General features: G+C 68.1%; 26 protein-coding genes. 7 read left to right on the top strand and 19 right to left on the bottom strand.

Annotated elements, in window-relative coordinates; all coding sequences use genetic code 11:
- Positions 1–5: 5 nt before the first annotated feature.
- From era to rpoE, 8 genes are all read right to left on the bottom strand, one after another.
- A complete protein-coding gene (gene era / locus CSC78_RS04235) occupies positions 6–944 on the bottom strand; it encodes a GTPase Era (protein WP_162336651.1) in 939 nt (312 codons plus the stop codon).
- A gap of 9 nt (positions 945–953) precedes the next feature.
- Positions 954–1,616: a ribonuclease III gene (rnc, locus tag CSC78_RS04230; protein WP_162336650.1), complete on the bottom strand. Its 663-nt coding sequence runs from the start codon at positions 1,614–1,616 to the stop codon at positions 954–956.
- A 4-nt stretch (positions 1,617–1,620) separates the two neighbouring features.
- A complete protein-coding gene (locus CSC78_RS04225) occupies positions 1,621–1,998 on the bottom strand; it encodes a DUF4845 domain-containing protein (protein WP_162336649.1) in 378 nt (125 codons plus the stop codon).
- Between the two features lie 37 nt (positions 1,999–2,035).
- Positions 2,036–2,836: a signal peptidase I gene (gene lepB, locus CSC78_RS04220; protein WP_162336697.1), complete on the bottom strand. Its 801-nt coding sequence runs from the start codon at positions 2,834–2,836 to the stop codon at positions 2,036–2,038.
- A gap of 75 nt (positions 2,837–2,911) precedes the next feature.
- Positions 2,912–4,720: a translation elongation factor 4 gene (gene lepA, locus CSC78_RS04215; RefSeq protein WP_238391157.1), complete on the bottom strand. Its 1,809-nt coding sequence runs from the start codon at positions 4,718–4,720 to the stop codon at positions 2,912–2,914.
- 147 nt (positions 4,721–4,867) lie between these two features.
- The gene (locus CSC78_RS04210; RefSeq protein WP_162336648.1) at positions 4,868–6,370 is read right to left on the bottom strand and encodes a DegQ family serine endoprotease; all 1,503 of its coding nucleotides are present in this window, start codon (positions 6,368–6,370) and stop codon (positions 4,868–4,870) included.
- Positions 6,371–6,442: 72 nt separating this feature from the next.
- Positions 6,443–7,339: an RseA family anti-sigma factor gene (locus CSC78_RS04205; RefSeq protein ID WP_162336647.1), complete on the bottom strand. Its 897-nt coding sequence runs from the start codon at positions 7,337–7,339 to the stop codon at positions 6,443–6,445.
- Positions 7,336–7,956: an RNA polymerase sigma factor RpoE gene (rpoE, locus tag CSC78_RS04200; RefSeq protein WP_162336646.1), complete on the bottom strand. Its 621-nt coding sequence runs from the start codon at positions 7,954–7,956 to the stop codon at positions 7,336–7,338. Before rpoE ends, CSC78_RS04205 begins: the two co-directional genes overlap by 4 nt.
- Before the next feature lie 241 nt (positions 7,957–8,197).
- Here rpoE and CSC78_RS04195 point away from each other — a divergent pair, with 241 nt between their 5' ends.
- A complete protein-coding gene (locus tag CSC78_RS04195; RefSeq protein ID WP_162336645.1) occupies positions 8,198–10,261 on the top strand; it encodes a 3-hydroxyacyl-CoA dehydrogenase NAD-binding domain-containing protein in 2,064 nt (687 codons plus the stop codon).
- 6 nt (positions 10,262–10,267) lie between these two features.
- On the top strand, positions 10,268–10,666 hold the full coding sequence (locus tag CSC78_RS04190) for a hypothetical protein (RefSeq protein ID WP_162336644.1): 399 nt from the start codon (positions 10,268–10,270) through the stop codon (positions 10,664–10,666).
- Positions 10,667–10,685: 19 nt separating this feature from the next.
- Here the strand turns inward: CSC78_RS04190 and CSC78_RS04185 are convergent, their stop codons facing one another.
- From CSC78_RS04185 to CSC78_RS04150, 8 genes are all read right to left on the bottom strand, one after another.
- On the bottom strand, positions 10,686–11,219 hold the full coding sequence (locus CSC78_RS04185; RefSeq protein WP_162336643.1) for a GNAT family N-acetyltransferase: 534 nt from the start codon (positions 11,217–11,219) through the stop codon (positions 10,686–10,688).
- Positions 11,220–11,315: 96 nt separating this feature from the next.
- The gene (locus CSC78_RS04180; RefSeq protein WP_162336642.1) at positions 11,316–11,570 is read right to left on the bottom strand and encodes a hypothetical protein; all 255 of its coding nucleotides are present in this window, start codon (positions 11,568–11,570) and stop codon (positions 11,316–11,318) included.
- A gap of 163 nt (positions 11,571–11,733) precedes the next feature.
- Entirely contained in the window at positions 11,734–12,756 is a 1,023-nt protein-coding gene (locus tag CSC78_RS04175; RefSeq protein WP_162336641.1) for a hypothetical protein, read from the bottom strand.
- Between the two features lie 182 nt (positions 12,757–12,938).
- The gene (locus tag CSC78_RS04170) at positions 12,939–13,211 is read right to left on the bottom strand and encodes a DUF4282 domain-containing protein (RefSeq protein WP_162336640.1); all 273 of its coding nucleotides are present in this window, start codon (positions 13,209–13,211) and stop codon (positions 12,939–12,941) included.
- A gap of 41 nt (positions 13,212–13,252) precedes the next feature.
- Positions 13,253–13,558, bottom strand: coding sequence for a hypothetical protein (locus tag CSC78_RS04165; protein ID WP_162336639.1), 306 nt, complete (start codon positions 13,556–13,558; stop codon positions 13,253–13,255).
- A gap of 1 nt (position 13,559) precedes the next feature.
- The gene (locus CSC78_RS04160; protein WP_162336638.1) at positions 13,560–14,381 is read right to left on the bottom strand and encodes a hypothetical protein; all 822 of its coding nucleotides are present in this window, start codon (positions 14,379–14,381) and stop codon (positions 13,560–13,562) included.
- Entirely contained in the window at positions 14,359–15,309 is a 951-nt protein-coding gene (locus tag CSC78_RS04155; RefSeq protein WP_162336637.1) for a hypothetical protein, read from the bottom strand. The genes CSC78_RS04160 and CSC78_RS04155 overlap by 23 nt, the downstream gene beginning before the upstream one ends.
- 51 nt (positions 15,310–15,360) lie before the next feature.
- Positions 15,361–16,176 carry an OmpA family protein gene (locus CSC78_RS04150; protein ID WP_162336636.1) on the bottom strand — a complete coding sequence of 272 codons (816 nt, stop codon included), beginning with the start codon at positions 16,174–16,176 and terminating at the stop codon, positions 15,361–15,363.
- A 245-nt stretch (positions 16,177–16,421) separates the two neighbouring features.
- Here CSC78_RS04150 and CSC78_RS04145 point away from each other — a divergent pair, with 245 nt between their 5' ends.
- Together CSC78_RS04145 and CSC78_RS04140 are read left to right on the top strand one after the other, a co-directional pair.
- On the top strand, positions 16,422–19,166 hold the full coding sequence (locus CSC78_RS04145; RefSeq protein ID WP_162336635.1) for a protein kinase domain-containing protein: 2,745 nt from the start codon (positions 16,422–16,424) through the stop codon (positions 19,164–19,166).
- Between the two features lie 148 nt (positions 19,167–19,314).
- Positions 19,315–20,175: an amino acid kinase family protein gene (locus CSC78_RS04140; protein WP_162336634.1), complete on the top strand. Its 861-nt coding sequence runs from the start codon at positions 19,315–19,317 to the stop codon at positions 20,173–20,175.
- A 176-nt stretch (positions 20,176–20,351) separates the two neighbouring features.
- On the opposite strand, the gene CSC78_RS04135 is transcribed toward CSC78_RS04140, so the two are convergent.
- The gene (locus CSC78_RS04135; protein ID WP_162336695.1) at positions 20,352–21,497 is read right to left on the bottom strand and encodes a serine hydrolase domain-containing protein; all 1,146 of its coding nucleotides are present in this window, start codon (positions 21,495–21,497) and stop codon (positions 20,352–20,354) included.
- Positions 21,498–22,006: 509 nt separating this feature from the next.
- Positions 22,007–22,876: an alpha/beta hydrolase gene (locus CSC78_RS04130; protein WP_162336633.1), complete on the bottom strand. Its 870-nt coding sequence runs from the start codon at positions 22,874–22,876 to the stop codon at positions 22,007–22,009.
- A 128-nt stretch (positions 22,877–23,004) separates the two neighbouring features.
- Between CSC78_RS04130 and CSC78_RS04125 the strand changes: the two genes are divergently transcribed.
- Together CSC78_RS04125 and CSC78_RS04120 are read left to right on the top strand one after the other, a co-directional pair.
- Positions 23,005–23,295, top strand: coding sequence for a hypothetical protein (locus CSC78_RS04125; RefSeq protein WP_162336632.1), 291 nt, complete (start codon positions 23,005–23,007; stop codon positions 23,293–23,295).
- Positions 23,296–23,302: 7 nt separating this feature from the next.
- Positions 23,303–24,298 (top strand): DNA topoisomerase IB, encoded by a 996-nt coding sequence (locus CSC78_RS04120; RefSeq protein WP_238391155.1) that lies wholly within the window; start codon positions 23,303–23,305, stop codon positions 24,296–24,298.
- Between the two features lie 81 nt (positions 24,299–24,379).
- Here CSC78_RS04120 and CSC78_RS04115 read toward each other — a convergent pair whose 3' ends face one another.
- Positions 24,380–24,751, bottom strand: coding sequence for a YciI family protein (locus CSC78_RS04115; RefSeq protein WP_162336631.1), 372 nt, complete (start codon positions 24,749–24,751; stop codon positions 24,380–24,382).
- Between the two features lie 168 nt (positions 24,752–24,919).
- On the opposite strand from CSC78_RS04115, the gene CSC78_RS04110 reads away from it, so the two are divergent.
- Positions 24,920–25,954: an NAD(P)H-dependent flavin oxidoreductase gene (locus CSC78_RS04110; RefSeq protein ID WP_162336630.1), complete on the top strand. Its 1,035-nt coding sequence runs from the start codon at positions 24,920–24,922 to the stop codon at positions 25,952–25,954.
- Positions 25,955–26,023 lie beyond the last annotated feature (69 nt).

Below are 26,023 nucleotides of genomic sequence, written 5' to 3'. Positions count from 1 at the left end.
TGGACTTATTCGTAGCCGAACGCCTTCAGCGCGGTCTCGTCGTCGGACCAGCCTTCGCGCACGCGCACCCAGGTTTCCAGGAACACCTTGCGGCCGAACAGGTGCTCCATCTGCTGGCGCGCCTTGCTGCCGATGTCCTTCAGCCGCGCACCGCCCTTGCCGATCACGATGGCCTTCTGGCTTTCGCGTTCCACCCAGATCACCGCGCCGATACGCGCCAGTTCGCCCTTCGGCGATGCCTCGGTGGTGAAGTTCTCGATCTCGACGGTGGTCGCATACGGCAGTTCGGCGCCGAGCTGTCGCATCAGCTGCTCGCGCACCAGTTCGGCGGCCAGGAAACGCTCGCTGCGATCGGTGATCTCGTCCTCGCCGAACATCGGCGGCTGTTCCGGCAGCAGCGCCAGGACGTCCTTCACCAGCGCGTCCAGGCCGTTGCGTTTCAGCGCGGACACCGGATGCACGGCCGCGAACTCACGGTCCTGCGCAACCTCGGACAGAAACGGCAGCATCGCCGCCTTTTCCTTGATCCGGTCGACCTTGTTGACCACCAGCACCACCGGGATGCCGGCATCGCGCAGCACGTTGTAGGCCAGCGTATCTTCTTCGTCCCAGCGCCCGGCCTCGACCACCATCAGTGCGGCGTCGACCTCCTCCAGCGCGCCGCGTGCCGCGCGGTTCATCACCCGGCTCATCGCCGAAGCCGAGAACTTGCCCTGCTGCTTGTGCAGGCCGGGCGTGTCGACCAGCACGATCTGCCCGGCCGGCCGGTCCTTGCCCGCCGCGAACGTCGCGATGCCGAGCAGGCGGTGGCGCGTAGTCTGCGGGCGGTTGGAGGTGATGCTGACCTTGGCGCCGACCAGGGCGTTGGTCAGGGTGGACTTGCCCACGTTGGGGCGGCCGATGACGGCAACGCTGCCGCTGCGGTGGGAGGGGGTTTTACTCACCGGGAGTACTCACTTCGAAATATCGAGCTTGTCGAGCAGCGCCGCGGCAGCGACCTGTTCGGCATTGCGGCGCGAGGTGCCCTCGCCGTCCGCCGTCAACGGCGGATCCAGCGTGGTGCAGCGCGCGAGGAAGAGTTTGGCGTGGTCGTCTCCGCTTTCGGACACGAGTTCATAGACAGGCAGCGGACGCTGGCGGCCCTGCAACCACTCCTGCAACCGCGTCTTGGCGTCCTTCTCGGGGCGACCGACCGGCAGCGCGGCCAACGAAGCCTCGAACCAGGGCATCACCACAGTGCGACATGCCTCGAAACCGGCATCGATGTAGATGGCGGCCACGACGGCCTCCAGCGCATCGGCGAGGATCGAGTCGCGGCGATGGCCACCGGACTTCATTTCGCCCGGCCCCATCGTCAGGCGTTCGCCCAACTGCAACTCGCGGGCGATGGCCGCCAGCGAGGCTTCGCGCACCAGTTCGGCGCGCGCGCGCGTGAGTGCGCCTTCATCGGCCTTGGGCCAGCGCTGGAACAGCGTATCCGCGACCAGCAGGTTGACCACCCCGTCGCCCAGGAACTCGAGGCGCTCGTTGTGCGGCGCCCCCGCACTGCGATGCGTCAGGGCCTGTGCGAGCAAGCCCTGGTCGGCGAACGCATGGCCGATGCGGTCAACCGCCAAACCGTCAGTCCGCGCCGCGGCGTGTCATCGCCTGTTCGGCATCGAAGTTCCCCACCACATCGAGGTTGCCGACCAACGGGCGACGGACCTCATAGACGACGGTCATGTTCCAGCCGCCCTCCATGCGCTCGATCTTCACGTCAGCGGGCTTGATGTTGGTGGAGTAGTTCATGTTGAGCCGCCGGAAGAACAGTTCCTTGATCCGGGCCGGGTCCATGTCGGCTACGCCCTGCTCGTTGGCAAGACCCTTCAGCGACGATTTGACCGCGTAGTACTCCTGGTACATCGGGAACAGGCGCATGGCGACGTAGGCAGCAAAGCCCACCAGGCCCAGCACCACGACAAAGCTCAACAACGTCATGCCTTTCTGATTGCGCTTCATTGCCATTCCCCCGTCCGTCCCCGTTAGCGTTGGTTGATCACTCGATGCCGTTGCCGATGCGCGAGGCATCGAAGCCATTCTTGCAGAACCAGCCTTCGCAATTCAGCCATACCAGGAAGGCCTTGCCCCGCAGGTTCTGCTCCGGCAGGAAATGGTAGTCCCAGAACCGGCCGTCCAGGCTGTTGTCGCGGTTGTCGCCCATCACGAAATAGTGCCCCGGCGGCACCACCCAGTCGCCCTCGCCGCCGCCCGGTGGCGGCAGGCCCACGCTCTCCAGGATGGTATGCGGGCGTCCGGGCAGCTCTTCACGCAGCAGGGTGGAGCCGAACGCCTCGGCACGTTCCCCGGCACCCGGGTATTCGCCCAAGGTCTGGTACTTCAGGGGCTGGCCGTTCAGGTAGACGGTATCGCCATGGAAGCCGACCTTGTCGCCCGGCAGGCCGATCACCCGCTTGATCCAGTTGTTCTCGGGATCGTGTGGCGGCTTGAACACCACCACGTCGCCGCGCTTGGGCTCGCCGATGGCCAGGAACTTCTGGTTGGTGATCGGCAGGCGCAGGCCGTAGGAGAACTTGTTGACCAGAATGAAGTCGCCGATCAACAGGTTCGGCATCATCGAACTGGACGGGATCTTGTAAGGCTCGGCGATGAAGCTGCGCAGCACCAGCACCACGGCCAGCACCGGGAAGAAGGCGCGCGAGTAGTCGACCAGCACCGGCTCCTCGTCGAGCAGGCCGCCCCTGGCCTTGCGCCGCTTGGCGAAGAACAGCGCGTCCAGCAGCCACACCGCACCACTGACGAGCGTCGCGCCCACCAACAGCGATTCGAACCAGGTCATCAAACTCATGGAGCTTCCTTTGGATTGCACCCGGCGACGCGCATCGGAACGCGCGCCACCCACACCGGAACGGACTTACTTGCTGTCCACCTGCAGCACCGCGAGGAAGGCTTCCTGCGGAATCTCCACGCGGCCCACCTGCTTCATCCGCTTCTTGCCCTCTTTCTGCTTCTCGAGGAGCTTCTTCTTGCGGGTGATGTCGCCACCATAGCACTTGGCCAGCACGTTCTTGCGCATCGCCTTGACCGTGCTGCGCGCGATGATCTGCGAGCCGACGGCGGCCTGGATGGCCACGTCGAACATCTGCCGCGGGATCAATTCGCGCATCTTCTCGGTAAGCTCGCGGCCGCGCCGGTCGGCATGGCTGCGGTGCACGATCAGGCTGAGCGCATCGACCTTGTCGCCGTTGATCAGCGTGTCCAGCCGCACGAACGGCCCCGGCTGGAAGCGCAGGAACGAGTAGTCCAGCGACGCGTAGCCGCGACTGACCGACTTCAGCTTGTCGAAGAAGTCGAGTACCACTTCGGCCATCGGCAGCTCGTAGCTGATCTGCACCTGGCTGGCCAGGTACTGGATGCCGATCTGCACGCCGCGCTTCTCTTCGCACAGCTTGATGATGGACCCGATGTAGGTTTCCGGCGTGAGGATGTTGGCCCGGATGATGGGCTCGCGCACCTCGTCGATCAGGTTGGACTGCGGCAGTTTGGCCGGGTTGTCCAGCGAAATGACCGTGCCATCGGTCTTGAGGACTTCATACACGACGGTCGGCGCCGTGGTGATCAGATCCAGGTCGTACTCGCGCTCCAGGCGCTCCTGCACGATCTCCATGTGCAGCATGCCGAGGAAGCCGCAGCGGAAGCCGAAGCCCATGGCCTCCGAGCTTTCCGGTTCGAAACGCAGCGCGGCGTCGTTGAGGCGCAGCTTCTCCAGCGCCTCGCGCAGCGCCGGGTAGTCCTCGGCATTGACCGGGAACAGGCCGGCGAACACGCGCGGCTGCATTTCCTGGAAGCCGGGCAGCGGACCCGGCGCGGGGTCGCCGGCCAGCGTCAGCGTGTCGCCCACCGGGGCACCGTGGACGTCCTTGATCGACGCGGTGATCCAGCCCACCTCGCCGGCGCCGAGCTTCTTCAGCTCCTTGCGCTTGGGGGTGAACACGCCGACCTTGTCCACTTCGTGGGTGCGGCCGGTGGACATCACCAGGATCTTGCTCTTCGGGCCGATCTCGCCCTGCATCACGCGCACCAGCGAGACCACGCCCAGGTAGTTGTCGAACCAGGAGTCGATGATCAGCGCCTGCAGCTTGTCGGTATCGCGCGGCTGCGGCGGCGGGATGCGCTGGACGATGGCCTCCAGCACCAGGTCGACGTTGAGACCGGTCTTGGCGCTGACGGCCACGGCGTCGTCGGCGTCGATACCGATGACGGCCTCGATCTCGGCCTTGGCGCGCTCGGTGTCGGCGGTCGGCAGGTCGATCTTGTTGAGGACCGGCACCACTTCCAGACCCTGCTCCACCGCGGTGTAGCAGTTGGCGACGGACTGGGCTTCCACGCCCTGGGCGGCGTCCACTACCAGCAGCGCGCCCTCACAGGCGGCCAGCGAGCGGCTGACTTCGTAGGAGAAGTCGACGTGGCCGGGGGTATCGATGAAATTGAGCTGGTAGACCTGCCCGTCCTTGGCCTTGTACGGCAGGGACACGGACTGGGCCTTGATGGTGATACCGCGCTCGCGCTCGATGGGGTTCGAGTCGAGCACCTGCGCTTCCATCTCGCGGGCCTCGAGGCCACCACAGAGCTGGATGATGCGATCGGCCAGGGTCGACTTGCCGTGATCGACGTGCGCGATGATGGAGAAATTGCGGATATTCCGCATGGAATCGGAGGACATGGAGGGCGGCGGCCTGTGCCGTCGTCAGGAATAACGGGCGATTATCGCACGGCCGGGGGCCTGGCTCGTCCGCCCGGATTGCCGAAAGGCGTGGAAACGACATCGCCCCGGCATGGCGGGGCGATGTCGGGCGGCAAACGGGGTCGATCAGCCCTTTTCGACAGTCACTGCGAGGAAGCGCGTCACGCCCCGGCTGCGGACCAGCAGCATGACCGTGTCGCCAGGCTTGGCACCCGCAAGTTCCCGGTCCAGCGCCGCCGGGCTGTTCACCTTGTTGCGGCCGACCTGCAGGATGACCATGCCGGGCGACAGGCCGGCCTCGCGGGCAGCAGCGCTCTCCACCCGACTGACCAGTACGCCGTCGCCCGACTCCAGGCCGAGTTGCTTGCGGCTGTCGGCGTCCAGCGCCTGGCTCTGGATGCCCAGCGCATTGCGGCCGACCGGGGCCGCAGGGGTGTCGGGCGCCAGCGGCGCGCTGCGCGCCATGGTCTCGCCTTCGTCCAGCTCACTGAGGGTCACCGAGATGTCGCGGGGCTTGCCGTCGCGCAATACGCTCAACGTCACCTTGGTACCGGGCGCCATGGCGCCGATGATCGGGGGCAAATCGCTGGAATCGTTGATGGCGCGGCCATTCACCGATCGGACCACGTCGCCAGGACCAATGCCGGCCTTGGCCGCCGGGCTGCCGGCGACCACATCATTGACCAGGGCGCCGCGATTGTCGGGGAGACCGAAGCCCTTCACCGCATCGGACGTCACCGCCCCGACCTGCACACCCAGCTGCCCACGACTGACGCGGCCTGTCGCCTTCAACTGTTCGACGGCGCCCATCGCCAGGTCGATCGGGATGGCGAAACTGATGCCCATGTATCCGCCGGACACCGAGAAGATCTGCGAATTGATGCCGACCACTTCGCCGCGCGTGTTGAGCAGCGGGCCACCGGAATTGCCCTGGTTGATCGCCACATCGGTCTGGATGAAGGGCACATAGCGCTGCTCGGCCGATGCACTGCGGCCGACCGCGCTGACGATGCCGGCGGTGACCGAATGATCCAGGCCCAGCGGCGAACCGATCGCCACGACCCACTGACCGGGCTTCAACGAAGCCGAATTGCCGATGCGCACCGTCGGCAGGCCCTTGGCCTCGACCTTGAGCAAGGCCACGTCGTACTGCTGGTCGCTGCCGACCACCTTGGCGGTCAGCTCGCGGCGGTCAGGCAGGGTTACCTTGACCTCGTCCGCACCGTCGACGACATGGTGGTTGGTCAGCACGTAACCGTCGGCCGAAATGATGAAGCCCGACCCCATCGACGTGCCACGACGCTGCGGTCCCTGCTGGCCGGGACCCGGCATCTGGAAGCCCGGCGGCAGCATGCGACGGAAGATCTCGGGGATGTCGGCCTCTTCGCTCGCCTGTGTGCTGCGGCGCGAGCCGACGGTGGCTTCGACGTTCACCACGCCCGGACCGACCTGCTCCACCAACTGGGTGAAATCAGGCAGGCCGGTGACCAGTTGCGGTGCAGCCGACTGCGCCACGGCGGGCGCCACAGTCGCAACGGGCGCCGGCGCTTCGGCCTGCTGCGCGCAGGCGGCGAGCGGCGTGGTGAGGATCAGCAGGGCCAACAGGCTGTGACGGGCGTGTGGAGTCATCGAATGCATGCCTCGATAGGAAGTGAAGCGGAATGTCGCGTGCGTCCGGCACCGGGCCGGACGCGCGGAATGTCAGTCGCGCGGCGCGTCGACCGGGGCCGGGATCGGCGCACTGGATGGCAGACGGGGCTCGAACGGGTAGAACGTCCGGGCCGCCGACTCCGAGCTGTAGCCCGTGGTCAGGCTGCCGCTGGCCGACGGATACGCCGACAGTGCCGACCGCGGCCACGGACGGGATGCCACGGCATCCTGTGCCCCGTGCGAAAACGGGTTGGAAGCATGCGCGGGCGTGGACGCCGCGACGGTGGCGACCGCCTCCAGCGGAGCCGCCTGCGTCGTACCGTTCGCACGGACCGGGACGTCCGCCCTCGCCACGCGCTGTGCGCTACGAGCCGCCTGCTGGCTGCGCGTCGCGCTGCGGCGCGCGTTGTCCTGACGCCGCGGCACGCTCGCTGCCACGGCGACGGCCGCCGCGGCGTAGGCTTCTGCATCGGGGGCCGGTGCGGACGGGGATTCCGGTGCCGCGACAGGAGCGGTCGCCTGGGCCGAGGCCACCTGCGTGCCCTCGCCCACCGGCACGTCCTGCGGCGACTGCTGGCGCGCCATGAACAACGCCACCAGCGCAACAGAGGCCGCCAGCGCACCACCACCCCAGCGTGCGAGCAGGTTGCGCGGGCGCGCGCCCTGCGCCTGCGGCGCCGCCTGGACGCTCGATGTGGATTCGGCGGCGATCGCCTGCGCCACGCGCTCCGCGAAGCCTGTCGGCGCCGGCGCGCGACCCTGGCCACGCAGCACGTCGCCGCACAGCTGCCAACGTTCCCAGCAGCCGGCCAGTTCGTGGTCGTGCTGCAGGCGCCGCAGCAGGAAACGGGCCTCGTCGGCCGGCAGGTCGCCGTCCATCAGGGCGGACAACTGCTGGCGATGGTGGATGTCGAGCTTGTCGATGATCGGTGTCTCGTTGGCGGTCATGAGCGGGCGCGCTCCCGGGTTGTACTATCCACGTCCAGCAAGGGACGCAGCTGTTGATCGATCGCCTCGCGCGCCCGGAAGATGCGGGAACGCACGGTGCCGATCGGGCAGTCCATCTTCTGCGCAATCTCCTCGTAGCTGAGGCCTTCGACCTCGCGCAGGGTGATCGCGGTCCGCAGCTCCTCTGGCAGCCCGTCCACCGCCTTCATCACCGTCGCCTCCATCTCCTGGCGCATCAGTTCGCGCTCGGGGGTGTCGGTGTCGCGCAGCCGTGCGCCGATGTCGTACTGCTCGGCGTCGGCGGCATCCACGTCCGCGGTGGGCGGGCGACGGTTGTGCGCGACCAGGTGGTTCTTGGCGGTGTTCACGGCGATGCGGTGCAGCCACGTATAGAACTGGGAATCGCCCCGGAAATTGCCCAGCGCGCGGTATGCGCGAAGGAACGTCTCCTGGGCCACGTCCTGGCACTCGCTCCAGTCATGGATGTAACGCCCGATCAGCGCCACCACGCGATGCTGGTACTTGCGCACCAGCAGATCGAAGGCCGCGCTGTCGCCGCGTTGCACGCGCCTGACCAGCTCGAGGTCCAGCTCCTGGGTTGGATCAACTTCGGCCATGCCGGGCCGCACTCCTGTCGGCTCGGCGTTGGCCGGGCCCTGTGACCGCGCTAGCGGGGGAAAGTTCAACGCCTTGTCCAAACCGTTGCCCTATCAAGAATTTAACCGGCGCAACGGGAACATCCCCGGTGCCGTGGTCGCGCCCGTGACGGCGTTCCCTTTCCATATGTGGATTTGACGGGGACGAAACAACCTCGGGATGATAGCGGCCTTATCCATACGTGAACGGATGGTCCCCTGCATGGCCACGAACTTCGATGGGCTGCGATTCAGTCACTGGCAGACAGAGCTGCGTGACGACGGGATCGTCGTGCTCGCCTTCGACCGTCAAGGCGCCAGCGTCAATGCGTTCTCGCAGGATGTGCTGATCGAACTGGCCGACATCATCGAGCGCCTGGCCATCGATCCGCCGAAAGGCGTCGTGCTGCGCTCGGCGAAGGCATCGGGCTTCATCGCCGGTGCGGACCTGAAGGAATTCCAGGAGTTCGACCGCAGGGGCACCGTCAACGACGCCATCCGTCGTGGCCAGGCCGTGTTCCAGAAACTGGCGGAACTGCCCTGCCCCACGGTCTCCGCGATCCACGGCTTCTGCATGGGCGGCGGCACCGAGATTTCGCTGGCCTGCGATTACCGCGTGGCCAGCAGCGATCCTTCCACCCGCATCGGCCTGCCCGAAGTGAAGCTGGGCATCTTCCCCGGCTGGGGCGGCAGCGCGCGGCTGCCGCGTCTGGTGGGTTCGCCGAAGGCGATGGACATGATGCTGACCGGCCGTACGCTGTCGGCGAGTGCGGCAAAAGCGATGGGGCTGGTCGACAAGGTCGTCGAACCCGCCGTGCTGGTCGACGCGGCCGTCGCCCTGATCGGTTCGCGCCCGACGCGCCCGTTCAAGCAGCGCTTCACCGGCTGGATCAGCAACACCTGGATCGCTCGGCAGATCCTCGCGCCGCAGATGACCAAACAGGTCGCCCGCAAGGCGCCGAAGGCGCACTACCCGGCGCCATACGCACTGATCAACGTATGGAAAACTGCCGGCGGCAAGGGAGTCCAAGGCCGCCTGGATGCCGAGCGCAAGGCGGTGGTGAAGCTGGCCGGCACGCCGACCGCGCGCAACCTGATCCGCATCTTCTTCCTGACCGAGCGCCTGAAGGGCCTCGGCGGCAGGGACCATGGCATCGCCAACTTGCATGTCGTCGGCGCCGGCGTGATGGGCGGCGACATTGCCGCGTGGTCGGCCTACAAGGGCTTCACCGTCACCCTGCAGGACCGCGAGCAGCGTTTCATCGACGGTGCGCTGTCGCGGGCGCAGGAGTTGTTCGCCAAGAAGGTGAAGGACGAGAGCAAGCGTCCCGCCGTGGCCGCGCGCCTGAAGGGCGACCTGGCCGGCGATGGCGTGCCGCAGGCCGACCTGGTGATCGAGGCGATCATCGAGAACCCCGAGGCCAAGCGCGAGCTGTACCAGACTGTCGAGCCACGCCTGAAGGCCGACGCGCTGCTGACCACCAATACCTCGTCGATCCCGCTGACCGAACTGCGCGAGCACATCCAGCGCCCGGCGCAGTTCGCCGGCCTGCACTACTTCAACCCGGTGGCGCTGATGCCGCTGGTGGAGATCGTGCAGCACGATGCGCTTGACGAGGCGAACGTGAAGCGGCTGGCGGCGTTCTGCAAGGCGCTGGACAAGTTCCCGGTGCCGGTGGCCGGCACGCCGGGCTTCCTGGTCAACCGCGTGCTGTTCCCGTACATGCTTGAAGCCGCGACGGCCTACGCCGAAGGCATTCCCGGCCCGGTGATCGACAAGGCCGCTGTGAAGTTCGGCATGCCGATGGGTCCGATCGAACTGATCGACACGGTCGGACTGGACGTCGCGCAGGGTGTGGGTGCGGAGCTCTCACCCTTCCTCGGCCTGACCCTGCCCGCGGCACTGGCGACGGTCGAGCCCGGCAAGCGCGGCAAGAAGGATGGCCAGGGCCTGTACAAGTGGGAGAACGGTAAACCGGTGAAACCTCAGGTGCCGTCCGACTACAAGGCACCCGACGATCTGGAAGACCGCCTGATCCTGCCGCTGCTCAACGAGGCGGTCGCCTGCCTGCACGACGGCGTGGTCGCCGACAGCGACCTGTTGGATGCGGGCGTGATCTTCGGTACCGGCTTCGCCCCGTTCCGTGGCGGCCCGATCGAACACGTCAAGGCCGTCGGTCCCGACGTGCTGCTGGAGAAGCTCAAGGCGCTGCAGGCCCGCCATGGCGACCGCTTCGCGCCGCGCCCGGGCTGGGACAATCCGGTGCTGCGCCAGCCGACGGTGTAAGCCGGCATGGCGCTGCTGCCGGTCGCGCTGCTGTTCGCCGCCCTCGCCACGACCGGCGAGCCGGCGGCGCCGTTGCCGACGCTGACCGGCTGGCTGGAAGCGCACGAGCGCGGCGGCTGCGGCGGCGGCGATGTCGACGAAACCCTGCGCACCCGCTTCGAGGGATCGCAGGCGATATTCGAGCAGGATGTGTGGCTGTCCTCGCGCGAATCGCTGGAACCGATGAACGCGGTCGACGTGGTGCGCGACGGCGACCTGCTCAGTGCCGAGGTCGACGTGCAGGTGCAGCCCATCGAGGAAGATCGTCCGGTGCCAGCGTGCATCCGCGCTGTGCACATCGTCCTGCGTGTCGACGGACTACCGGCGGGCGACTACCGGTTGCAACTGCGCAAAGCGCAGCCGTGATATCGCGCCGCTTCGCGGGTCACGCCGACGGCAAGGCCTGCGTCATCACCCAGTCTTCCTTGGGATCGTCGCCCACGTAGAAGATCGAGCGGCCGACACTCTGGAAGCCGTGCTTGCGCCAGAAGCGGATCGCCTGCGGCGCCTCCTGCCAGACCGTGAGCCATGCCGAGCGCGAGCCGCGCAGCTTGGCCGCGGCCAGCAGGTGCGAGACCAGCACGGCGGCGATGCCCTTGCCATGAAAAGCCTCGTCCAGGTAGATGCGCGCCAGCTCCACCGTGGGCCGCAGCACCACTTCGGTCGGCGGCACCGTGCCCCAGCGCAACTGCGCATAGCCGGCCCACACGCCGTCCTGCTCGACGATCAGGGTCAATGTGTCGGGGTCGCGGATCTCCTGAGCCTGGCGCTCGGGCGAATAGACTTCGTCCAGGAAGGCCGCCACGTTCTCCGGCGTACTGCAGTGCCCATTGGCTGCCAGGAAGGTACGGCGCATCAGGTCGGACAGGGCGGCCGCCTCGGACGGGCGGGCGGGACGGATCGTGGTGCCGGAATTCATGCGGAAGTCGAGGAGCCTGGTCTGCTTGTCTTACACAACGCAACGCGCGCCGTGCGCAGGTCAGTCCTCAGGCCAGCGTGAGATGAGCCGGCCCGCTCAGCGGCGCACGAACACCTCCGGTGGCGCGCGCACCGGACTGCGATCGGCGGTCACGTCACCGCGCACCCCGAGCTGCGCGGAGAAATCGGAGAGCCTCGCCCATACATAGGGCTGCAGGTCGTCGGGCGCACGGTCGTACACCTGTCGCCACAGTTCGTCCATGAACACGCGCGGATCTTCGCGCAGCGCACCGCGTTCGATGCGCTGTCCCGCAGCGGCCAGGACGGCCCGGATGTCGGCCAAGGAGTCCATGCAGCGAGCCTAAGCCGCGTTCGTGCCGCGCGTGTGACAAGGCGCACCGGTTTCCGACGGCCGGTCCGTTTCCGTGAACCCGGTTACGTATCGCGCGCCTGCGCGCAGCTACCGCCTCCGATACCTGCATGAATGCCGCACTGCGCCAGGACGCGCCGGCCTGTCAGCGCCTCACGTAGCCCGGCGTGCCATCGGCATACAGCACGATCTGTTCCCAGACATCACCGCCACGCTCGACCACACCGCGTCGCTGATAGCGTTCGCCCGGTCCCAGGGTTTCCAGCACGGGGGCTTCGGCGTCGGGGAACTCGCGCACCTGTACCGTGTCCCGCGCCTGCCATTGGCCGCCCTGCGGCCGGACGCGGAACTCGAGCGTCGCCATGCGCGCCATGACGGGATCGTGCACATAGGCCTTGCGCTTGCCCGGCCCCCAGGGCGCCACTTCGATCCAGCCCGTCGTGCCCACGATGCCGCTGACCGGCACGAGCAGGTCCTTGTCCAGGTCGTCGATCGGCGGCGCCTGCGGCGACGGCGCGGCGTGGAAGACCACGGGGCGCGCCTGGCGATGGCTCCATTTGGGCAGGTTGCGGCTGTTCACCAGGGACAGGGGGTGCGACGAAAGCGCGACGCCCGACGGCGTCGGCATCGTCGCGGGCTGCGGCAGCACCTCCCCGGGCAACGCAGCGAGATTGCGCGGGTTGCCGGCGACCAGCTTCACTCCCTTGCTGGTGCGGTAGACCAGCGTCGGGAAGGCGAACGTCGAGGAACGGTCGTAGGGCCGCATCTGGTAGTTGATGCTGTCCATGACGCCCTGGTTGTAGGCGAGGCCGCGCTGCGCGGCAGCCACGTCAACCACGCGGGGGCCGCGGCCACCGAAGGCCCCTGCGATGCTGGCCGCATCGCGCGCCGCCACGACGCTGCCCGCCGTACCGCCCGCGACCGGTATCCATCGCAGCTGGACCTTGCCGGCGAGGCCGCGCGTGTCGTCGTAGAGCCGTTTGCTCCAGGCGCACTCGGTGCTGTACAGCACATAGACCGGCTTGTCCGCCGCCTGGCCATCCGCGGCCCAGATCGCGTTCTCCACCGTATCCAGCAGTCGGGCAGCAGGTTCCGATTGGGAGACCATCACCTGCTTGCCGCGGTCCACGGCGCCGCTGCGCAGCGGCAGCAAGGCGGCCACCGTCATCATCATCGCCATAAGGATGCCGAGCACCGCGCCCGGCCCGCCGGCATGTTCAACCCTGTCTCCAGGTACGGAAGGATGTGTCGCCATGTCTGATCCCCTGTCGTGGAATGGCGCGCACGGCCGCCGACGCCCCCAGGGCGACGGCGATGCGTGCGACGGAAGGTGCGCTGGCATCGCGTGGCCTATTTCCTGCGGATGTCCTGCAGCGCTTCGTTGATCTTGAACAGCACGATCATGATTTCGCAGTAGATGCGTGCCAGCAGCGCGGACAGCGTGGCCAGGATCGGCGCCGCCACCACCATGCCGAAGCCGGCGAAGCCCGAATAGCGCATCATCCCGAAGCCCTTCACCATCAGGACCAGGCCAGACAGGGCCGCGCCTGCCAGCAGGATCCAGTAGATGAAGGTGATGATCTTCGGCGTCACCATCGCATCGAAATACAGCCAGTCCCTCATTGCGGTTTCTCCTGTTGAAGTCGTGATCGGTCGTGTGGCGCTCAGTCCGCCACCCGCCGGTAGGTGACCCCCATGGGGCCGGAGAGCGTGTTCTCGTCCACACGCGTGAGCACCAGCGCCGCGCCGTCGATGTCGGGATGCGACAGCCGCACGCGGTCGTCTTCCACCTCGTAGCGCAATCGCACTTCGACGCCGCCCAGCGCCGCGGTCTGGACCACCGACCCATCGCGATCGAACCGCAACCGGCTCAGGCCCATCGCATCTTCGTAGGTGCCCTGCATGCCGCTGCCACAGGCAGCCAACAGCAGTACCAGGCACGCCAGCCCTCCTGTCCGCAGGATCGTCATGTCATGGGCCTCCCGCCGGCGAGAACCGCCGCTCGCCCAGCGACACGGGACGTCCGTAGCGGTCGTTGCCGATCGCGTAACCTTCCAGGCGCGCGGTAATCACCGGCCCCTCGCTGCGGCGGTTGATCCCGGTGATGCGCAGGCGGCTGTCCAGCACGACGTCGCGCAGCCCGCCGTTCCGGGTCAGCACGTCCTGTGCGGCGGCGGCGTCGAGCGGCCAGAAATTGAGTTCTTCCGGATTGTCGACCTGCAGGCTGATCCGCTGCGCGCGTTCGGACGGCGACGGCTGCGCAGTGAAATGGAACACGCTGCCCGGCATGAAGGCGTCCAGGTAATAGCCGCCACGTGCGCTGTCGTACTCGCCGAAGTGGGCCCGGACGTTCATGCGCAGACGTCCCACCTCGGCGGTGCCGTCGTAGATCGCCTGGAGACGTCCCTGTTCGTCCTGCAACAGCGCGGGGCGCTGGAACTCGTCGGCATAGGCCACGCGCGACTGCTGGCCCGCCCAGGTGGCGATCGGCGGCTCGCGCCCTTCCAGGCGATAGGCTAGCATCAGCATCTGCAGATCGTCCGGATGATCGAGTTGGCGCTCGCCGAACGTGGAAGGTGGCGTTGCGGAGGGCGAAGCGGATGGCGTGGCCGAGCCTGCGGCCGTCGCCAGTGCAGCGGAAGGCGCCTCTGGCGCGGGCGATCCGCCTGCCTCGCCCGGTGCGGCAGACGACGCCTCCTGGCGATCGCCGCAGGCGGAAAGCAGCGTGGCGAGCGCCAAGGCGAAGTATGCGGCGCCGCGCGCGCGGCGATCAGAGGCTGACGTCGTTGGCATCGCCGGCCTCCTTGACCTCCGCGTCGCGACGCGCCTGGCCGATCCGCTGCAGTTCCGCGCCCATCCCCTCCACCAGCGCGTAGGTGTCGCTCTGCTGGATCATCGCGGTATGGAACTCCATCACCAGGCCGGGGTTCTTGCCGCTGAGCACGACCCGCGCACTGATGTTCAGGCCGCACCCCTGGGTCCAGCGCGCACTGGTGTTGTCGCTGGCCGCATAGACCCCGTTGCGGCACTGGTTGAACAGCGGATTGGCTTCGGACAGCGGATTGCCGGCGCGGTCGTAGATCCACTGCAGATCGCGCGTGCCGGCCGAGTAGCCGCGCGGCGAATCGTCGCTCTCCCGTACCTGTGGCTGGCCGTACTTGCCGGTCAACGCGTCCAGCGTGGCGTCCACCGACGGCATCTGGCCGTCGCGGAACTTCTGCGTGCGCCAGATGGCCACCGCCGTCTCCTTGCCGGGCACGCCCGGCGTGGCGACGCTGACGATCTCGTCGGTGTGTTCCCACTTGAACTTGCCACGGCACTCCTGCCACTCGCGCGCGAAGTTGCAGGGCCGGTAACTGCCCCTTTCGACGGTGAAGAACTGCGTGCCGAGTTCCACGCCATAGGTGTCCAGGCGATCCAGCCAGCGCTTCTCCTCGGTCACGACGGCGTCCTCACCCAGATTGCATCGCACGGTGGACAGCGCTTCTTCCCGCGTCATGCCCGGCCGCAGGCCGGTGATGTCCGGGCCCACCAGGCTCTTGCGGACTTTCGGCGGACAACGCAGTGGCGCGGTGCCGTCGGGCGCGGCGGCGGCCGCTTCCTCCAGTTCGTCGACCGGCACGCCCATCTCCTCCTGGCCGTCCGCCAGGTCGGTGTCGCTGCCGCCGCACGCGGACAGCAGCAGGACGGACAGGGCCAGCAAGGGCAAGGTCTTCGTCATCGGGGTTTCCTTCTCTGGGATGGGTGGCGGGGGTTGCGTGGACCGAACGGTTCACTCCAGCAGCACGATCTCGACCCGGCGGTTGGCTTCCGCCCCGGGATTGCCTGGCTGCTTGAGGCGTGTCTTGCCGAAGCCCTGTACATCGAGGCGTTGCGATGCGATGCCGAATGCACGCTGCAGGTAGGCGGCGACGGCGGCCGCGCGCTGGCGCGACAGCTGCAGGTTGGCGTCCGCATTGCCGACGGCGTCGGTATGGCCGTGGATGCCGATGCGGCGCGCGGACAGTGCGGGCGTCAGCAGGGTTCGACCCAGTTCGTCGAGCTGCGGCACGCTGTCGGGGCGGATCGTCGCCTGCGCGAAGTCGAACAGGATGTTCAGGTCGACACGGCCCGCGTTCGCCAGCGCGTCGCCGAGGCGACCGGCATCCTGCAGGTCGGCCTGCGCCACCGGCATGGCGATCGCGCAGGTGGCCGGCGGCATTGCCGGCGAGGGACCACGGGCCAGGTCGAACTGCTTGCACGCGGGCGCACCGCTGACCTTGCCGGTGAACCGCCGGCCTTCGGCATCGACGTGGCCATCGAAGTGCACCACCCGGTACCCGCCGGGCTTGAGCAGCCAGTCACCGCCCTTGAGTTGAAGCCGGCCGGATGCCGGGTCGTACTGGCCGGTCATGGTGAAGCAGCCGGTCGGCACCCGCGGGTTGCGCGGGTCCGCATAGAAATGGAACAGCGCGCGTGCCTGCGTGGGCGTGGCCTCGGCGATGCTGAGGGTCAGGCCGGTCAGGCCCTGCGCACAGACATAGGTGCCCACCCAGGGCCCCACCACGCTGCGCGGGTCGGACGTGGACTGGGCCGCGGCCGGCGCCATTGCGACGGCCCCCAGCCACGCCAGCGACAGGGCAAGCCGGCTCCACCCCCCTCGACTGCTGTTTCCTGTCCGCATTACCCGGCCTCGCTGGATGCCCCGACCGGCGCGTGGCCGGGGCTTGGGAACGAGACTGCCGGGAGGTCGCCGCAGGCGTCCTCATGCGGACTTCAAGAAACCTTCAAGCGCGCCGCGACGGGGTTTCCCGCCCCGCAATGGGCGCCGTAACCGGCGTTATCATCGGTCGCATGCCCCCCTCCCCGCCCCCCGATGCCCGGCTCTACCGATGGCGCTTCGGCACCGTCGAGTTCGACGAGGCCCGTCATGAACTGCGCGTCGCCGGCCTGGCGGTCGACATCGAGCACAAGCCGCTGCAGGTGCTGTCGGTGCTGCTGCGCCATGTCGGCGAGGTGGTGACCAAGGAGGAACTGTTCGACCAGGTCTGGACCGGCCGCATCACCGTCGACCACGTACTGGCGACCGCCATCGGCAAACTGCGCAAGGCGCTCGACGCGGCCGGCGAGGACCGCATCGCTACCGTCCCGCGCGTGGGCTACCGCCTGGACGGTCCCGTCGAGCGCGTCGCGCAGGGCCAGCGGCTGGGCACTGCACTGAGCTTCGCTGCCGGCCAGCCGGTGCCCGGTCGCGAACACTTCCTGCTCGAGCGCCCGCTCGGCCGCACCCTGGGCAGCGAAGTCTGGCTGGCGCGCCAACCGCGCAGCCGCGATGCGCGCGTGTTCAAGTTCAGCGTGGGCGGCGAGCGCCTGGCCGCCATCAAGCGCGAAGCCACGCTGATGCGCGTGCTGCGCGACACGCTGGGCGAGCGCGACGATTTCGTTCGCGTGCTGGACTGGAACTTCGAGACCGAGCCGTACTTCCTGGAGTGCGAGTACGGCGGACAGGCACTGCCCGACTGGGCCGCGGGGCATGGCGCGCTCGGTTGGGACCGCGCGCGCAAGCTGGCGTTCTTCCTGCAGGTCGCCGCGGCAGTCGATGCCGCGCACGGCGTGGGCGTGCTGCACAAGGACATCAAGCCGGACAACGTGCTGGTGCGCGCCCGCCAGGACGAACGCTGGCAGCCCTGCCTCACCGACTTCGGCAACAGCCGCCTGCTGCAACCGGAGCGGCTGGCCGAACTCGGCATCACCGGCATGGGCATGACGGTCACCACCGCCGGCAGCGATAGTTCGGGCACGCCGCTTTATCTGGCACCGGAGCTGGTCGCTGGCCAGCCGGCCACCGTGCGCAGCGACGTCTATGCGCTCGGCGTGCTGCTGTACCAGTGGCTGGTGGGCGACCTGCGTCGTCCGATGGCGCCGGGCTGGGAGCGCGATATCGACGACCCGCTGCTGGTCGAGGATATCGGCCGCGCCACCGACGGCGATCCCGCGCGACGCCTCGGCAGCGTGGCGGACCTGATCGACCGCCTGTCCTCGTTGCCGCAGCGACGCGCACGCGACGACGAACAGCAGGCGGCGGCACGCCATGCCCAGCATGCGCAGCGCGCCCTGGAACGCACGCGTGCGCGTCGCCCGTGGATCATCGCCAGCTTCGCGCTGCTCAGCGCAGGCCTGCTGGCAAGCTCACTGTTCTGGTACCGCAGTGAACAGCAGCGCCAGAGCGCCGCGATGCAGGCCGCGCGCGCGGAAGCGGTGACGCGCTTCCTCAGCGACGATCTGATCGGCGCGCTGAGCCCGGGCGGCGCCGGCTTCGAGCGCGACCCGACCGTGCGGCAGATGCTCGAACAGGCAGGTGCGCCGCTGGCCGCCCGCTTCAGCCAGGACCCGGCGGTACGCGGCGGCATCCATGCGGCACTGGGCGATGCCTGGCGCACGCTCGGCGATCGCGAGCGCGCCGCCAGCCACCTGCGGCAGGCGGTGCAGGACTACGGCCGCGCCTTCGGTGTGGATGACGAACAGACCCTGGTCACCCGCTACGGACTGGTGCGCACGCTGGCCTATGCCGGCACGCGCGAATCGTTCACCGAGGCCGAGCGCCAGCTCCGCGAAGCCGACCGCCTTGCCGGCCGCACGCGACTGGAAGGCCGGAACGTCGTCGCGCTGTACGCTGCCATCGCACGCGGCCAGTTCCACTTCCAGCAACTGGAGATCGAACCTTCGCTCGTCGCGCACCGCCGCGCGGATGCGTTGCAGCGCGCCCTGCGTCCCGACGACGCCTCGATGGCCGCACTGATCCGTTCCAACATCGCCGACGCCCTGCTCCGTTCCGGCAAGGCCGAGGAAGCGGTGCCGCTGTTGCAGCAGGTACTGGCCGATCCCTTGCTGGACGCAAAGCGCATCGGCGAGTCCACCGTCGCCGGCTACCGCGTGATGCTGGCGCGAGCGCTTCGCAACATGGGCCGCTACGCCGAAGCGCTGCCCATCGCGCAGACCGCGGCCGCCACCACCGAGCGTATCCTGGGGCCTGACGACTACACCACGCTGGTGCAGCTGTCGCTGGTGGCCAGCATCCACGACTACGCCGATGATTGCCCGAAGGCGCTGCCGATCGCGCGCACGGTGCGCGAACGCATGGCGAAGCGTTACGGCGAAGAACGCCAGGCGACACTGATCGAAACCGGCAACCTGGGGTTCAAGGAGTACGCCTGCGGCGACCGCCAGGCCGGCCTGGATTACCTGCGCCAGGCGGAAGGCGGCCTGCGCCGGCATTTCGGCCAGGACAACGTCGCCGCACACAGCTTCCGCTATGCGCTCGCCGGCCACCTCGCCACCGAAGGCCGGTATGACGATGCGCTCGAGATGGTCGATGGCCTCAGCGTCCCGGCGCTGACCGCGGGCGACTCCACGCCCGGCTGGGAACACCGGCTGCAGGCGCTGCGGGGCCAGATCCTGATGCAGTCCGGGCGCACCCAGGAAGGTCGTCCGCTGCTGATCGCGGCGGTGGCGGCGCTGGGCGAGTTGGGTACGTCCGAAGAAGACGAGATGGTCGCGTGGCGGCGTCTGTTGGGCGGCACGGGAGCCGCCGGGAACTGAACCGGTATTCGGCGGCCTTTCATCCGTGAATGTATGGCCGCCTCGGTCGGAAAACAGGTTGGGGCGCCCGCCTTGAATCCACTGCCCGGCGATGCGGACTCGCAGAAGCCGGACATTTCCGGAATGGCATCACTCACCAGGGGAACGTATGAAGATCGGCGCGGTGTTGATGTTCGCCATGCTGGGCGGACAGGCAGGACTGGCATGGGCGAATGACGAAGATGCTGCTGCCCTGGCGCACTATCCTTCCGCAGCGCAGGTCCAGTCGGACCTTCTGGCAACCGCCGGGGACGCCGAACCCGACGACATAGCCGGGCGTCAGGCGGGGCGGCTGATGATGCTGCACAGTGCCCTGGCGCACACCGCGAGCAGCAGCGGCAACGTGTCCCAGGCATCCGGGCCTGCGCGAGAGCTGCTCGATGCGTACAGCCGGGCGTATCGTTCCATCGACGAAAAAATGCAGGCCTATCCCGACTGGCGCAAGAAGTGCGGCTACCTGGACAACCTGTTCGATACGTGCCGCCGCCAGCGCTTCGCAAGGGAAAAGAACTACTTCAAGGCGAGTCCGCAAGCGGCGCGGGAGACGGCCCAACTGTATTTTCCGCCGGGGTATCAGGATCGTTTCGTGGACCTGACCGGCGTGGGCGGCAGCCGTCAGCGGTTCGCCGACTACCAGAGTGAACGTCATGAGGCCGGACGCGCCGGGCGCGGGCGCGAATTCCGGAAAAAGCTGCCCATCGTTCTCGGAGGCTTCTCATTGATTCCGCTGGGCATCGGCATCGCCCTGTTCGCATTGGCACGCAAGACGGGCAACTCCCTTGCACGCTACGAGTTCCACAACACCTCGGCGGGCGGCGTTGTCGAGTTTGCGAGCTTCGAAGCATCGCAAGCGCATGAAAGGAAACGCTTGCTGCAGCGGCTTCTCGGCAATGCCGGCTACCTGGCCTTGGCCATCGGCGTGCTGGGATTGGGCCTGGCCGTCGGGGTGCTGATCGCCAATTCCCAGTGAAAGCGGTTCGACCCGATCGGGTCATGCCCACCTGAGCGGCGGCCATGGCACCCTTCCGCCTGCGTCGTAGCGTCACAGGGTGGGCATTGAGCGACTGCGCCTTCACGCCGGTGGTGTCGGATCGGGTTCCAACCCGCGGGTGAAGCTGCGTTTGGCGGCGCGGCGCGAGGCGTGACCTACTTCTTCGATCGCTTGAACGTCAGCGCGTGCTGCCACAGCGCATCGAACAACTGCCCGTACACCTTGCCGTCACGATCGTCCACCGAGGTGTTGACGAACAGGACGATTGCGACGTCGCCGGCCGGGTTGGCCAGCATCGCGGTGTGCACGCCCGGGTCTGAACCGCCATGGCCGACGTAGGCCGTGTCGAACTTGGTGGCCCAGAACAGGCCGGAGTTCTTTTCCTCAGGCACGACGTTGTCCGGTGTGTGGCCGGGCGTGTACTGGAAACGTCTAAGTTCGGCGATCGATGCCGGTGACAGGATGCGTGCGCCGTCGAGGCTGCCGTCGCCAAGCACCGCGATGAAGAACCGCGACAGGTCCGCCACGGAGGTACGCAGGCCACCGTCCGGATACGTCGCCAGCCCATAGTTCCGTATCGGCACCGCGAATCCGCCCTGTGCGACGTACAGCGTGGCGCGCTCGTCCGCCGGCCGCTGCGACAGGAACCAGTGGCTGCGCGTCATCTTCAGCGGCGACAGGATCGTGCGCTGCGTGTAGGCATCGAAGCGTTCGCCCATCGCGCGCTCGACGATGTAACCGACCAGTCCCGCGCCGATGTTGGAATAGGCGCGGTGCGTCCCCGGCCTATGCGGCACGAAGTTGTCCGTCGCGTAGTCCTTGCCACCCTGCACCAGATAGCCGCGCAGGAAGTCGCCCAGCGCCTCGGGCGCGTCGCCTCCCCAGTGGTACAGACGCTCGTACACGGCCCACCGATCATTGATGCCCGAGGTATGCGTGGCGAGCTGGCGCAGGGTGATGCGCGCGTCGGGGAACTGCGGGTGGACCACCTTGAACGGGAGGTAGGCGTTTATATCTTCGTCCAGCGACAGCTTGCCGGCCTGCACCGCCTGCATCATCGCCACGCCGGTCACTGTCTTGGTGATGGAGGCGATGTTCATCGCCGTGTCGGGCGTGAATGCAACGCCGCGCTGGCGGTCGGCGAATCCATAGCCCTTCGACCACACCATGCGCCTGTCGACGATCACCGCGGCGCCCACGCCGACCAGGCCAGCCTCGGTCATTGACGTCTCGATCCGCGCATCGATAACCTCGCCCGCCCCAGCAACCTCCGCTGCCCCAGCATGACCGGCCACCAGCATCGCGGCCACGACCGTCACCCCCTGCAATACAGCCCCGATCCGCATTCCTTCCCTCCGCCATCCGGCCTGCTGTGCGACGCCCGCCTGGCGCCCCTTTCGCCGCCGAGCATGGACATTGGCCAGCCCGACGGCCAGTGGTGGGCGATGAAACCCGACCCACGCCGACGGAACCCGGGTTGCCGCCGATCAAAGCGTCGAGCGTGAAGCAGCGCGCAGCACGTCCTCGGTTTCCAGGATGCGCAGGATCCGCGGCATGGCCAAGCCGATGGCGTCCTGTCCTCAACCGGCCTGGTACAGGGCGGCGATCAGCAGGATTTCAATGTCCATGGGGTTCGACGGTTGGGGGGCTGCATAGCGGCTTACCTGCCGCATGGACGCGCCCCAGTCCGCGCAGCCAGTCGGCAGGATGCAATGAACACTGGTCGAGCGCCTCTGGGCAACCTTCGCACCCTGCGTGCCCGAGTGGCGCCGACTGCTCCAGCGCGACCGAACGCGGGCATACAGCCGCATCACTGCGCTGGCGCCAACGCGATGTCCCCGCGGAAAAACCACAGCATCGCGCGCCGGTAACCCTCACCGATCGAGGCGGCATGCGTGCCGTCCGGCAGCGCCACCAACGTGACGTCCCATGGCGCACCTGCCGACGGGGCAGACCAGTGCGTGGTCCAGTCGTGCGCGATGCGCTGGCGTTCGGCGGTATCGCGCGCGCCGCTGACCACGGCCACGCGCAGGTCCGCGCCGGTGTACGGTCGCGGCGCGGCGAACAACGCGTCGCGTGCCGGCCCGGGCGACGGATTGCTGGCGATGCGCCCCCAGAACAGGTCGGGATCCTGCACCGCCGACCACAGCACGAAATAGCCCGCGCGCGACTGCCCGAGCAGCACACGGCGCGCGGGATCCGCCGCATACCGTCGCTCCACCTCGGGCAGCACCTGCGCGCGCAGGAAAGCGAGGAATCCGGGCGCCCCGCCCTGCTCCGCGCTGGTGTCGTCGCCGGGCGCCGTGAAATCGACATGCCGCTTGTTGATGGCCGGGTCGAAACCGCCATAGGCGATGCCGACGATGATCGCCTCCGGCAACGTCTCGTCGTAGTGCAGGAACAGGTGCGTCGGCGCGAGCAACGGAAACAGGCTGTCGCCGTCCAGCACGTACACCACCGGATAGCGCGTGGCCGTCGCCGCGTCATAGCCCTCGGGATAGCGCACGTAGAGGTGATGCACGCGACCGGATCCACGATCGGTCAGGGCGAAGTAGTCGCCCTTCAGGGCCGGCAGGTGCTCGAGCGTGGCGGTGCCCTGGCCGGACGGAACGGCGGGCGGTTCCGCCCTCGCCGGTGGTGTCGTCGCCATGGCCAGCAGCCATGCAAGCACGAGGGTCATTCGGCGCATCATGTGGAATCTCCCTGACTGAACGTTGCCCTGCGGTCGGGCGACGGCTTCACGACGGCGTGATCAGGGCCATCTTAAGGTCGAATGCATCACGCAATCGCACGGCGAAGAGGAAGAGCATGACGACGATCAGACTCCGGGCCACCGGCCCGCAGACCGCGTTCGACGCGCTGATGGCCGCACTGGAAGGCATCGACGGGGTGGAGCGCCTCGAGGAATTAGCGGACCTGATGCCGCACATGGACGACGACGATTCCAGTTCGGCGGGATTGCCCGACGACATCGGCGCCAGCGACGTGCACGCCGTCGAGATCGAAGTCGCTTCTCCCTATGCCGATACCGTGACCGCCACCGCCGACGACGTCGCCACGCGCTACGGCCTGGTGCTCGAGTACGTCGACGACTTCTGAGGCGCCTTTGGCCGGCCTTCACTACACCTCCGACGCGATGCCCGGCCTGCGGCGTCGGCGGCGTGGGCGCGGCTTCACCTATCTGGATGCGCGCGGGCGTGCGGTCCGCGATGCGGCGACGATCGCCCGCATCCGCCAGCTCGCCATTCCGCCGGCCTACACCGATGTCTGGATCTGTGCCGATGCGCGCGGCCACCTGCAGGCCACCGGGCGCGACGCGCGCGGACGCAAGCAGTACCGCTACCACGCGGCGTGGCAGGCCGAACGCGGTGCGCGCAAGTACGACCGCCTGATCGCTTTCGCCGAAGCGTTGCCCCGACTGCGCCGCCGGGTGCGCGCCGATCTCGCCCTGCCCGGCTTCCCGCGCGACAAGGTGGTCGCGCTGGTCGTCGCCCTGCTCGGGCACACGCTGCTGCGTGTCGGCAACGAGAGTTACCAGAAGGAAAACGGTTCGTACGGACTCACCACACTGCGCAACGTGCATGCGCGCTTCATCGCCGGCAGCGAGGTGCGCTTCGCCTTCCGCGGCAAGGGTGGCAAGGCACTGGAGTCCCGCGTCAGCGACGCGCGGCTGGTGAAGCTGGTTCGCCAATGCCGGCAATTGCCCGGGCAGGCGCTGTTCCAGTACCGCGAGCAGGGCAAGGTGCAGCGCATCACCTCCGGCGACGTCAACGACTACCTGCAGGCGCAGCTGCAGGGCCCCTACACCGCCAAGGATTTCCGCACGCTGGGGGCCACGCTCTTCGCGTTCCGCACGCTCGCCGCCCTCCCGCCGCCGGCCCATGGCGACCCGTCATCGGCGCAGGTGCGGCAGGCCGTCCTGCGCGGTGCCGCGGACCTGCTCGGCAACACGCCGCGCATCTGCGAGAAGAACTACGTGGATCCGCGCATCTTCTCGGGCTGGGAAGACGGCCGGCTCCAGCGCATCACGCGCCATGCCAACGGTCCGCGCCAGTGGGAAACCGCCGCGATCCGCTTCCTGCGACGCGCGCAGCGCGGGTGAGCGGACCGTCGCGGAGCGCGGACGGCAATGTCGCAACCGCGGCCGGTCCGTGGGCACGTCCCTGACGCGCCCGCCGGTCCCTCACTGCGCCAGATAGAAGTCCATCGGGATCAGTTCGACGGCCCATCCCCCTTCCTCGCCCAGCGTCGCCGCGGGATGCAGGGACGCGATGCGCAAGGCCTCCTCCGGATCCTCCGCCTCGATGATGAACAGGCCGCCCACTACTTCCTTCGACTCGGTGTAGGGCCCGTCGCTGATCTGCGTCCTGCCAGCGCGCGGCCGCAGCGTCCTCCAGCCTTCCAGGTCGCCCAGCGACGCGGCCACCAGCACCTTGCCGGTCGCACGCATTTTTTCGTCGAGCGCGGGACACTGGCTGACCAGGGCTTCGACATCGTCCGGGCTCATCCCGGCGAACTTCTCAGGCGTGAAGTAGGCAAGACCGAGATACTTCATGGGCGTTCCTTGGGTTGGGAGTGCATGAGCGACGAAGCGGGTGGCGGGAAATCGACAGGCATGGAAGCCGACCGCGAGCGAATTTCGCCTCCATCGAAAGACCAGGACCAGTCCAGCGGACGTGCCATCGCGCGCTTCGATGGCTGGCGGCCAGCGTAAGCTTGCGCCATGCACGACATCCTGTCCTCGCTCGGCATCGACCTTCCGCTGATCCAGGCGCCAATGGCCGGCGTGCAGGACGAAGCGCTCGCCATCGCGGTAGCCAATGCCGGCGGGCTCGGCTCCCTGCCCTGTGCGATGCTCGAGCCTGCGCGACTCGAGACCGCGCTGCACACCTTCGCGTCGCTGCCGCACCCCATCAACCTCAACTTCTTCTGCCACGCGATGGCCGAGCCGGATGCTGCGGAGGGGCAGCGCTGGCACGATGCGTTGATGCCGTACTACGGCGAGTACGGCATCGAACCGCCCGCGCCCTCGACGGCGGGCACGCGCCGCCCGCTCGATGCGGCGACCGTCGACCTGCTGGACGCATTCCGGCCGCGGATCGTGAGCTTCCACTTCGGCCTTCCCGATGCCGCGCTGATGACGCGGATCAAGGGCTGGGGCTGCACCGTGTTGTCGTCGGCGACGACCGTCGAGGAAGGACGGTGGCTGCAACGCCATGGCGTGGACGCCGTGATCGCGCAGGGCATCGAGGCCGGCGGCCACCGCGGGCATTTCCTTTCCGATGACCTGGCGATCCAGCCCGGCACGCGTGAACTGGTGGCGTCGCTGTCGAAGGCGTTGACGGTACCGGTGATCGCGGCGGGCGGCGTCGGCGACCGCGCCGATGTGGGCGCCTTGCTCGCAGCCGGCGCGAGCGCGGTGCAGGCCGGCACCGCGTACCTGCTATGCCCGGAGGCGACCACATCGGCCGTCCATCGGACTGCCTTGCAGCAGCCTGCGCGCACGGGCGCGATCACCAATCTGTTCAGTGGGCGGCCCGCGCGCGGTCTGGTCAACCGGCTGATGCGCGATCTCGGCCCGCTGTCGGACCTGCCTCCCGCCTTCCCCTGGGCGTCGCAGGCGCTTGCGCCATTGCGTGCCGCGGCCGAAGCGCAGGGTCGCGACGATTTTTCGCCCCTGTGGTCCGGGACACGCCCCGGCACGCTGGCGGGGCGGAATGCCGCCGAGGTCACACGGCACCTGGTGGGACCGGGCTGATCCCGGCATCGCGGCCCGTACGACGGCACTGGTTGCGGCCACCGCATCCATCCGCCTCCATGACGCGTA

The sequence above is a fragment of the Pseudoxanthomonas japonensis genome, from assembly GCF_010093445.1.
GTDB classification, from domain to species: domain Bacteria; phylum Pseudomonadota; class Gammaproteobacteria; order Xanthomonadales; family Xanthomonadaceae; genus Pseudoxanthomonas_A; species Pseudoxanthomonas_A japonensis.
Note: the sequence above shows the minus strand (reverse complement) of the source record. Positions and strands in the feature narration are given on the sequence as shown.

Excerpts from the sequence above, each read along its gene's own strand:
- CSC78_RS04225 (WP_162336649.1), bottom strand. The coding sequence starts at position 1,998 with ATGAAGCGCAATCAGAAAGGCATGACGTTGTTGAGCTTTGTCGTGGTG.
- lepB (WP_162336697.1), bottom strand. The coding sequence starts at position 2,836 with ATGACCTGGTTCGAATCGCTGTTGGTGGGCGCGACGCTCGTCAGTGGT.
- lepA (WP_238391157.1), bottom strand. The coding sequence starts at position 4,720 with ATGTCCTCCGATTCCATGCGGAATATCCGCAATTTCTCCATCATCGCG.
- CSC78_RS04210 (WP_162336648.1), bottom strand. The coding sequence starts at position 6,370 with ATGACTCCACACGCCCGTCACAGCCTGTTGGCCCTGCTGATCCTCACC.
- CSC78_RS04205 (WP_162336647.1), bottom strand. The coding sequence starts at position 7,339 with ATGACCGCCAACGAGACACCGATCATCGACAAGCTCGACATCCACCAT.
- rpoE (WP_162336646.1), bottom strand. The coding sequence starts at position 7,956 with ATGGCCGAAGTTGATCCAACCCAGGAGCTGGACCTCGAGCTGGTCAGG.
- CSC78_RS04195 (WP_162336645.1), top strand. The coding sequence starts at position 8,198 with ATGGCCACGAACTTCGATGGGCTGCGATTCAGTCACTGGCAGACAGAG.
- CSC78_RS04190 (WP_162336644.1), top strand. The coding sequence starts at position 10,268 with ATGGCGCTGCTGCCGGTCGCGCTGCTGTTCGCCGCCCTCGCCACGACC.
- CSC78_RS04185 (WP_162336643.1), bottom strand. The coding sequence starts at position 11,219 with ATGAATTCCGGCACCACGATCCGTCCCGCCCGCCCGTCCGAGGCGGCC.
- CSC78_RS04180 (WP_162336642.1), bottom strand. The coding sequence starts at position 11,570 with ATGGACTCCTTGGCCGACATCCGGGCCGTCCTGGCCGCTGCGGGACAG.
- CSC78_RS04175 (WP_162336641.1), bottom strand. The coding sequence starts at position 12,756 with ATGACGGTGGCCGCCTTGCTGCCGCTGCGCAGCGGCGCCGTGGACCGC.
- CSC78_RS04170 (WP_162336640.1), bottom strand. The coding sequence starts at position 13,211 with ATGAGGGACTGGCTGTATTTCGATGCGATGGTGACGCCGAAGATCATC.
- CSC78_RS04165 (WP_162336639.1), bottom strand. The coding sequence starts at position 13,558 with ATGACGATCCTGCGGACAGGAGGGCTGGCGTGCCTGGTACTGCTGTTG.
- CSC78_RS04160 (WP_162336638.1), bottom strand. The coding sequence starts at position 14,381 with ATGCCAACGACGTCAGCCTCTGATCGCCGCGCGCGCGGCGCCGCATAC.
- CSC78_RS04155 (WP_162336637.1), bottom strand. The coding sequence starts at position 15,309 with ATGACGAAGACCTTGCCCTTGCTGGCCCTGTCCGTCCTGCTGCTGTCC.
- CSC78_RS04150 (WP_162336636.1), bottom strand. The coding sequence starts at position 16,176 with ATGGCGCCGGCCGCGGCCCAGTCCACGTCCGACCCGCGCAGCGTGGTG.
- CSC78_RS04145 (WP_162336635.1), top strand. The coding sequence starts at position 16,422 with ATGCCCCCCTCCCCGCCCCCCGATGCCCGGCTCTACCGATGGCGCTTC.
- CSC78_RS04140 (WP_162336634.1), top strand. The coding sequence starts at position 19,315 with ATGAAGATCGGCGCGGTGTTGATGTTCGCCATGCTGGGCGGACAGGCA.
- CSC78_RS04135 (WP_162336695.1), bottom strand. The coding sequence starts at position 21,497 with ATGCTGGTGGCCGGTCATGCTGGGGCAGCGGAGGTTGCTGGGGCGGGC.
- CSC78_RS04130 (WP_162336633.1), bottom strand. The coding sequence starts at position 22,876 with ATGACCCTCGTGCTTGCATGGCTGCTGGCCATGGCGACGACACCACCG.
- CSC78_RS04125 (WP_162336632.1), top strand. The coding sequence starts at position 23,005 with ATGACGACGATCAGACTCCGGGCCACCGGCCCGCAGACCGCGTTCGAC.
- CSC78_RS04115 (WP_162336631.1), bottom strand. The coding sequence starts at position 24,751 with ATGAAGTATCTCGGTCTTGCCTACTTCACGCCTGAGAAGTTCGCCGGG.
- CSC78_RS04110 (WP_162336630.1), top strand. The coding sequence starts at position 24,920 with ATGCACGACATCCTGTCCTCGCTCGGCATCGACCTTCCGCTGATCCAG.